Annotated in this window: 9 protein-coding genes; 1 reads left to right on the forward strand and 8 read right to left on the reverse strand. The window is 56.3% G+C overall.

Annotated features, from left to right (window positions below; genetic code table 11):
- On the forward strand, positions 1 to 193 hold a 193-nt coding region (locus tag PHI12_12790; GenBank protein ID MDD5511667.1), incomplete at its 5' end, for a hypothetical protein.
- Between the two features lie 32 nt (positions 194 to 225).
- Here the strand turns inward: PHI12_12790 and PHI12_12795 are convergent.
- The 8 genes from PHI12_12795 to PHI12_12830 all read right to left on the reverse strand — a co-directional run.
- A complete protein-coding gene (locus tag PHI12_12795; GenBank protein ID MDD5511668.1) occupies positions 226 to 780 on the reverse strand; it encodes a hypothetical protein in 555 nt (184 codons plus the stop codon).
- Complete coding sequence (locus PHI12_12800) at positions 770 to 1105, reverse strand: hypothetical protein (GenBank protein MDD5511669.1); 336 nt, start codon at positions 1103 to 1105, stop codon at positions 770 to 772. The genes PHI12_12795 and PHI12_12800 overlap by 11 nt, the downstream gene beginning before the upstream one ends.
- A 29-nt stretch (positions 1106 to 1134) precedes the next feature.
- Positions 1135 to 2439, reverse strand: a complete 1305-nt coding sequence (locus PHI12_12805; GenBank protein MDD5511670.1) for an ArdC family protein — start codon at positions 2437 to 2439, stop codon at positions 1135 to 1137.
- 9 nt (positions 2440 to 2448) lie between these two features.
- Entirely contained in the window at positions 2449 to 3975 is a 1527-nt protein-coding gene (locus tag PHI12_12810; GenBank protein ID MDD5511671.1) for a hypothetical protein, read from the reverse strand.
- The gene (locus tag PHI12_12815; GenBank protein ID MDD5511672.1) at positions 3975 to 4754 is read right to left on the reverse strand and encodes a DUF192 domain-containing protein; all 780 of its coding nucleotides are present in this window, start codon (positions 4752 to 4754) and stop codon (positions 3975 to 3977) included. The genes PHI12_12810 and PHI12_12815 overlap by 1 nt, the downstream gene beginning before the upstream one ends.
- Positions 4755 to 4766: 12 nt before the next feature.
- Positions 4767 to 5141 (reverse strand): hypothetical protein, encoded by a 375-nt coding sequence (locus PHI12_12820; GenBank protein ID MDD5511673.1) that lies wholly within the window; start codon positions 5139 to 5141, stop codon positions 4767 to 4769.
- Positions 5128 to 5844: a tyrosine-type recombinase/integrase gene (locus PHI12_12825; protein MDD5511674.1), complete on the reverse strand. Its 717-nt coding sequence runs from the start codon at positions 5842 to 5844 to the stop codon at positions 5128 to 5130. Before PHI12_12825 ends, PHI12_12820 begins: the two co-directional genes overlap by 14 nt.
- An 11-nt stretch (positions 5845 to 5855) precedes the next feature.
- On the reverse strand, positions 5856 to 6385 hold a 530-nt coding region (locus tag PHI12_12830), incomplete at its 5' end, for a hypothetical protein (GenBank protein ID MDD5511675.1).

The raw sequence follows: 6385 nt of genomic DNA on the forward strand, positions 1-6385 counted from the left end.
GTTGTTAAGGTGCTTTTACATTTACAGCTTCATTATTGAACAAAAGAACTTTTGGTTTAACCAGAGGAAGCAATTACATCCTCATCCCCCCGGGGGGAGAGAAAAGGTCATCGCAAAAGCAAAAACAGGAAGTAATTATGGGATGAGGGCCGGGTTAGCTGACATCAGCAGACGGCCTGTAGCTCAAAAATAGAGGCTTATGGAATGGATAGGGTAAAACTATCCCTAGATGCGGATATAGCGCCTTGTCTTGGCGCTTCGCTGTTCGCGGGGGTAGTGGTACAGGGCCTGGACGGGGTCTGATACCTGATCGGGGGGAGCTTCCCGGCCTTTAGCGGTGAGCCGGTAATAAACCCGCGGCGGAGCCGGCGGGTAATCGTCCTGAATTGACGATCCCTCGGTGTAGCCCGTTTCCTCGACCCAGCCCAGTCTCTTGAGGTGGTTGAAGTACCGGGTGAAGCTGGAATACCGCGCCCGGGTGAGCTTATAGGGAATCCGGCTCAAGTAGTGTTCCAGGAGAAGCTGGTATTCCTCCGCGGTAAAGGCCGGCTTACCGCGGGCGATGTGCTTTTCCTCCGCCCTTTCGGTGGCATCCCGGGCGATGGCGCGGTGCAGGGCCAGCTTATACTCACTGTGGACATCGGTCATGGGGGCCCCGGCCGAAGGGTCTATCTTCTTTGAGTCCTCGGGGCCGCTGCCTTTGAGAAACTCGATGATGAACCAGGCCGTGCCAAAGGGTCTCAGAAAACCCCCGTTGGTGGGTCTAACATCAATGGCCAACTTTCCCTCCTTCTGGTAGTTTCCACCCTTCGACCCGTCCGATACTATGTAAAAGTTCAAGCTGCTTATCCAGCGACTCCTTCTCAATGGTGCGGCCTCTGAGTTCACACTCGCGGGCCTTTGTGTTCCAATCAGTAGCCTGGCTAAGATTTCCTTTACGAGAGGCAGTTTCGGCTCTTTCCAGCAGCTCCAGCGCCAGCTCGTACAGGCTAACTGCCTTCTGGCGTAGCAGGGCGATCTCGTTCAACCGCTCCAGTTCCTCGGGGGTATAGACGTGGTATTCATTCTTATTGTCGTCCTTATAGAGTATCTGCTTTGTGTCCATTGCTTTCACTCCAGTTTTACTTACCGGTGTCATTTCTCCAGACCTTCCAGCATCGTCGTGGCCACCCGGCGTATGGCGTTCAGGTTCTGGTCGAGCGTTTTCTTGTCCCGCGACCATAGCGCCACATAGGGGAACGACCTCACTCCGGTGTCGAAGCCGTAGTGAGCGCCGACGACATAGGCCGCGCTCTCGGCGATCGTCTCGGCATCCTGTCTTGGCATCCGCAAGACGCCCTCGGAGTAGTAATGGGCGACCTCATGAAGCAGGGTTTTAAGCTGCTGCGCTCCGTGTTCCTCGGGACGCACCCAGATTTGAGAGGGCGGCAAGTACTGCCCCTTTATCCCCGGGTCCTGGTAGGGACGCGATTCGAAGCTGACCGTAACGCCGCTTCTTTCCATGAGGGCTAGCAGCCGGTTAAACAGCGCCTCGTTTTTCTCACCCGTAAGCACCGGCACCTCAAACTCGGGCAGAGGCTTCCCCTCGGTTTGCCCAAGATCAAAAACATGCACTACCTTGAAGAACCGCGGGGAAACCTCCCCCTCTATATCAACGGCCGCACCGCACTTCGGGCAGTAGCGAGCGCCCCTGGGTATCCGAGCGTCGCACTCAGCACAAGTAGCCCGGGGCGGCATGACCGGCGCCAGAATAGCGATGCCCTTTTCACCCGGCTTAACCCATCTTTCCATGTCCTTCCAGGTGTTATATCCGGCGACCCTGGTGGCGTCCGGCTTCTGGAGCATGATGAGTATCTGGTTACCGATGGAGTAGTCATGAAACTTGGCCATGGTGTTAAGGAAGAGCCGGAACTGGTAGCTATCGACGATACCCTCAACGCCGGCTTTAAGTTGCGCCATGACGGCGTCAATCTTACGCTCACCAGTCGCGGTCTCCACGGCCGGCAGCACCGACAGGCTATACTCCGGAAGCGGTTCGTTAACCAGTCCCACCAGGTCGCGGTAGCGGGATGGTACTTCTTCGCCGCCCTCAATAAGCAAGGCCTGGGCCTGCAGTCCGAGCTTTGATGTGTGCTCTTTTTCGATGTGCTGCCGGAGCGCCTCCGATCTGGTTACTGATCTCGGGTTTTTTAAATCATACTTCGGTATTTCTACCACCTTGCCGCAGATAGGGCAGATCACGGTGACCGGCCTGGTCTGGGGTAGCCTTACCGGTATTTCTTTCGGGGTGGCCACATCAAGAATATCGTTAGCGATCTTCTTCTCCCATCCGCCTACTTTTTTGCCTACCCAGAGCATAAACAAAGCAACCGAAAGCCAGGTGGTAAACTGGATTACCTCATTGGCCTGAGCCTGAATCGATTCCTGCGGTGTTTTCACGTTGTCCTCCTACCAGGTTATTCCCTTAAGCGCGTCATCAAACCACCGCTCCGCCGTGGCCGACACCACCCGGGACGCGATTTTGGTCATAGCATCTGCGTGTCCCGGCTCCAGATCCTCAGCTCCCGAGGTATGATGGCCCAGCTCGTGAATCAGGGTATCGATGGTTGTTCTGGCGTGGTCCAACTGAAAGAGAGAAACATAGACCTCACGGGTCGTCCGGCTGTAAAGACCGGCCGTTCTCACCCGGTCGCTTGCCGGCGGGATGATGGCGGCGTGCACATCTGGCGGCGTGGAAACCACCCGCCGCGTAATTTCCCTGGCCAGGGCAAGGTGCTTGAGCTGCAGCGGGGCTAGTTTCGAGTCGGGAATGATCTCCACTTCCCGGAGCCGCTCCTGGGACTCGCTGACCAGGCGTTCGTCACTGGTAATCACCCCGCGGAGCGCCCAGGTAACCATGTTCTGCATATCAACGGACTTGTAGCCCAGGTGCTTCACCGTGCTGTCCCAGCGGGGGTTGCAGCGGAGGACGGCATCATTGCCGAAGGTCTCCCGCCAGGCCGCGCGCCAGGCCTCAGCGTTTTCTTTCATGATCAGGTCATAATTCTTTCCGCTCACCGGATCAACCCCCATTTCATAGCTGGACATGTTTACCCGGTGGTTTTCCTCGGCTTCCAGTAGCGGCGGGTCATGCGTCATGTTAAGGAATACTCTCAAGTGATCAACACTGGTAACGCAGCACCACAGCCTGCCCACGTCTACCCACAGGTCGTCTTCGTTCCTGGGTCCGTGCCGGTCTGGGGCAAGCTCAAAGGACCAGAGGTTATATGAATAAGGACTTTTTATGCTTTTCAGGAAGATGTCACGGGCAAATATCCGCGATGCCCCGGCTCCCTTCTCGTACCATCCGCCTGGGAGAGTCACCGGGAAGTGATGCTGTATGAGCTTGTTATAGCGCTGTACGGGATGGGATAACAGACTGGGGCCCTCGGCAATAACAGACGAGCGGGGGATGTTAACGGCAAAGCGGTCTTCAAATGCCGTTCCCCTGTAGCCGACGATGTGGAAGGTGGTGCCGCTTTTCTGCCCGTCAGGTCTCCAGAGTGCGGCCAGGGTCTCCGCCCTGCCGTTTACCGGCTGCTCCAAAAAGACAATCCAGATCTCGCGCCCCATGGTTTCGACACGAACCGAATATCCCTTACGGGTTAAGGCCAGTCCGGCAATCTTCATGCCCTCGCCGTATTTGCCCCTGGCCCAGTCCGGCTTGAGCTTGGGTGGGCCGAGCAGGAAGTCGGCCACGGCCACTCCCTTACCCTCATCACGGATATATAGCCCCTCTTCATCATAGCCCCAGGTGTAGCGCTCACTTTCGTCAAGAGCGTTCTGCACAATATCCCGGATGGCTTCCCACTCACCCCAGTCCTGGCGCCAGGTGGAAGTGGGGCCGATAATGATGAGCTGCCAGCCCCGGGGCTCCCAGTCCCTGCGGTACTCCTCCATGGTCAACACCTGCGGTGGTGCGGTCTTTACTACCATCAGATCCTCCTGTTTACCCGGGTGATTGCCGTCTGGAAGGCGTTATCCAGCTTTTCCCGGTAGCCGATATCGTCAATGGTATAGGCCAGAAACTCGGGGCTGTCCGCCAGGAAATCAAGGCTTGTTTTTTCTTTCGGGTGCGAGGGGCGAAGCTTGGTGGGAATCACTGCCGGCGGCTTACTACCAGTTATCGTCTGATGCCTGACATGGCCTGGCTTGCTTATCATCCCTGTGGATGACAGGTATTCATAGCGAGGGTATTCCAGAGCCGGGGGCGGCAGCTCTTTCGGCTTCGGCTTACCCAGCGCGGTGCGAGAGTACATCTTGAGCATGCCGCCCACAAAGAGCCCCATGACAGCCGCCGTAAGGGCAAGCTGCATGAAGCCGGTAATTCCAAGCGTCTCACCAGGCAAAGGGCCCTCTTCTCCCGTAGTATAATCAATCGACACGCTGTCACCTGACCCGATAGTCTCCGCTTCACCAGCGTTTACCTCCAGGAAGTATCTCACCGGCGTTTCCTCTGTGATGAGATAACCTGGCGGAGCGCCCAGGACGATATCCACCACCTGCAGCGCTTCGCTCATAAAGATGATGTCGATACTAAATAGCATGGCCGCCGTGGTGACCTGAACCGGTTGTTCACTGCCCAGGTCAAAGAGCATACCTGCGCCGGCAGGCGTCGACTCCAGTCCCGAGAGACCGGCAGCCAGTTCTTCCGGGGTTACCGCCACGCTAGCCAGCCACTGCTTTTCTCCGATCGTTACGGTTGCTGTTTGCATTGCGCTTTCCTCCTATCGCGACACGTGATCAATCCATCGTGCCGCCCACTTCTTCTCGTGAGAGGTGGTGATCTTATTCCGGTAGCTCTCCGGAGCCGTTTTCATGCCGGCCCGAAAGGCCGCTTTAGTTAGAGGCCCAAAGGGCAGCTTGTCATAGTTAGCCGCCGCGGTTTCTATTCGGTCGGTGTATTTTCGCCTCATGGCGTCGTAGCTTCTGAGCAGGTTTGCTCGGCCTTTAGTGGCGTGGGGGACCAGGGCCGGATTATCCCGTTCGTACTGTGCCAACCGGCTCCCCCAGTTCGGGTACGGCTCCGTTGGCCCGGTCTCCCGCGGCTCAAACTCCCGAATCAGCTCCTTGAAGAAATCATACTGTTCACGCTTTACCATTTCTCTCTCCTTTCGATTTATTCTCCTCCCATAGCTTATCGAACCACTGTCTCTGCTCCTCTCCGGAGACCTTACGGTATCTCATGGTAGTGGCGATGCTCTGATGGCCCAGGTGCTCCTGCAGCATCCGGATCCCATCGCCGCTGTCATTGATTTTCACGGCATGGACAGCAAAAGCGTCCCGCAGCCGGTGCGGGCTTACGCCGTGTACCTTACCCGACTCAGCATTCTTAAGCCTGGGGAGCCCGGCCCTTTCGGCACAATGCCGCACTATCTGCCAGGCCCGGTGGCGGTTAATGCCGAAGAGGAGAAGCCGGCCCCCTCTGGAACGAGGCCCTTTACGGCCTACGTATTCCTTAAGCATATCCAGGGTTTCGGCATCAACCGGCAGAGTGCGAAAGCGCCGCTGTTCCCGAACCTGAGAAAGGGCCTGGTCGACATCAAATCCACAAACGGAGCAGAACCGGTGCGCCCGGGCCAGTCGCGCTCCGCAGCGCGGGCAGGAAAGCCTCACCCTTTCCTTGAGGTGCTTGATGGTGACCGTGCTCTCGCCAAAATCAATGTCATCGACCGTTATGCCCAGCGCCTCGGAAATACGGCAGCCGAGCCGGAACAAAAGCCGAATAAGCAGCCGGTCCCGCAGGTATTCAGCGGCCTGCTCCAGTTTTTCTACATCTTGAGGTTCAAGATACGCTTTGGTCATCTAAAATTACCTCATGTGGAAACCGTATACTTACTGGACATGCTGCCCTGGTCGTCCACACACTGGAAGGTCCTGCCCTTACCAACCATGGTGAGGATGTTTCTTTCGATTTTATAAGATTGCCCCGGCGAGAGAGTCATTGGGTACACGTTATTGGTATACCAATCAACTCCATCGTCTTGAGAGCCGATATAGAGCCTGACGTCATGTGTTTCGGTTACCGGGCCCGAGTTGGTGACCAGGATTTCGAAATATACTCTAACGCGCTCACCTTCAGGTACTTTCCAGGTATTAACATTAGAGTAAGTGAACCTGCTCAGCACGGTAGGCAATATGATGATGCTGCCGATTTGCTCCTCAAACGGTGGTTTAAAATACCCCGGGTCTATAAGTGCCCTCAGGTATAAGGGATAGGTGTTTACCGGTATCCAGTCATCGTAGCTTTGCGGGCTAGGCGAAGAGCGGTACCGCTTCGTGGCGAGGTCCTTTTTAGCGGTTACGACATAGAGGTTATTGGGTGATGTCAGATCGGCACGGGTTA

This window comes from Dehalococcoidales bacterium (assembly GCA_028716225.1).
GTDB lineage: Bacteria > Chloroflexota > Dehalococcoidia > Dehalococcoidales > UBA5760 > UBA5760.

Bases quoted from the DNA above. Each gene is read 5' to 3' on its own strand.
- PHI12_12800 (MDD5511669.1), bottom strand. From the start codon at position 1,105: ATGGACACAAAGCAGATACTCTATAAGGACGACAATAAGAATGAATAC.
- PHI12_12810 (MDD5511671.1), bottom strand. From the start codon at position 3,975: ATGGTAGTAAAGACCGCACCACCGCAGGTGTTGACCATGGAGGAGTAC.
- PHI12_12815 (MDD5511672.1), bottom strand. From the start codon at position 4,754: ATGCAAACAGCAACCGTAACGATCGGAGAAAAGCAGTGGCTGGCTAGC.
- PHI12_12820 (MDD5511673.1), bottom strand. From the start codon at position 5,141: ATGGTAAAGCGTGAACAGTATGATTTCTTCAAGGAGCTGATTCGGGAG.
- PHI12_12825 (MDD5511674.1), bottom strand. From the start codon at position 5,844: ATGACCAAAGCGTATCTTGAACCTCAAGATGTAGAAAAACTGGAGCAG.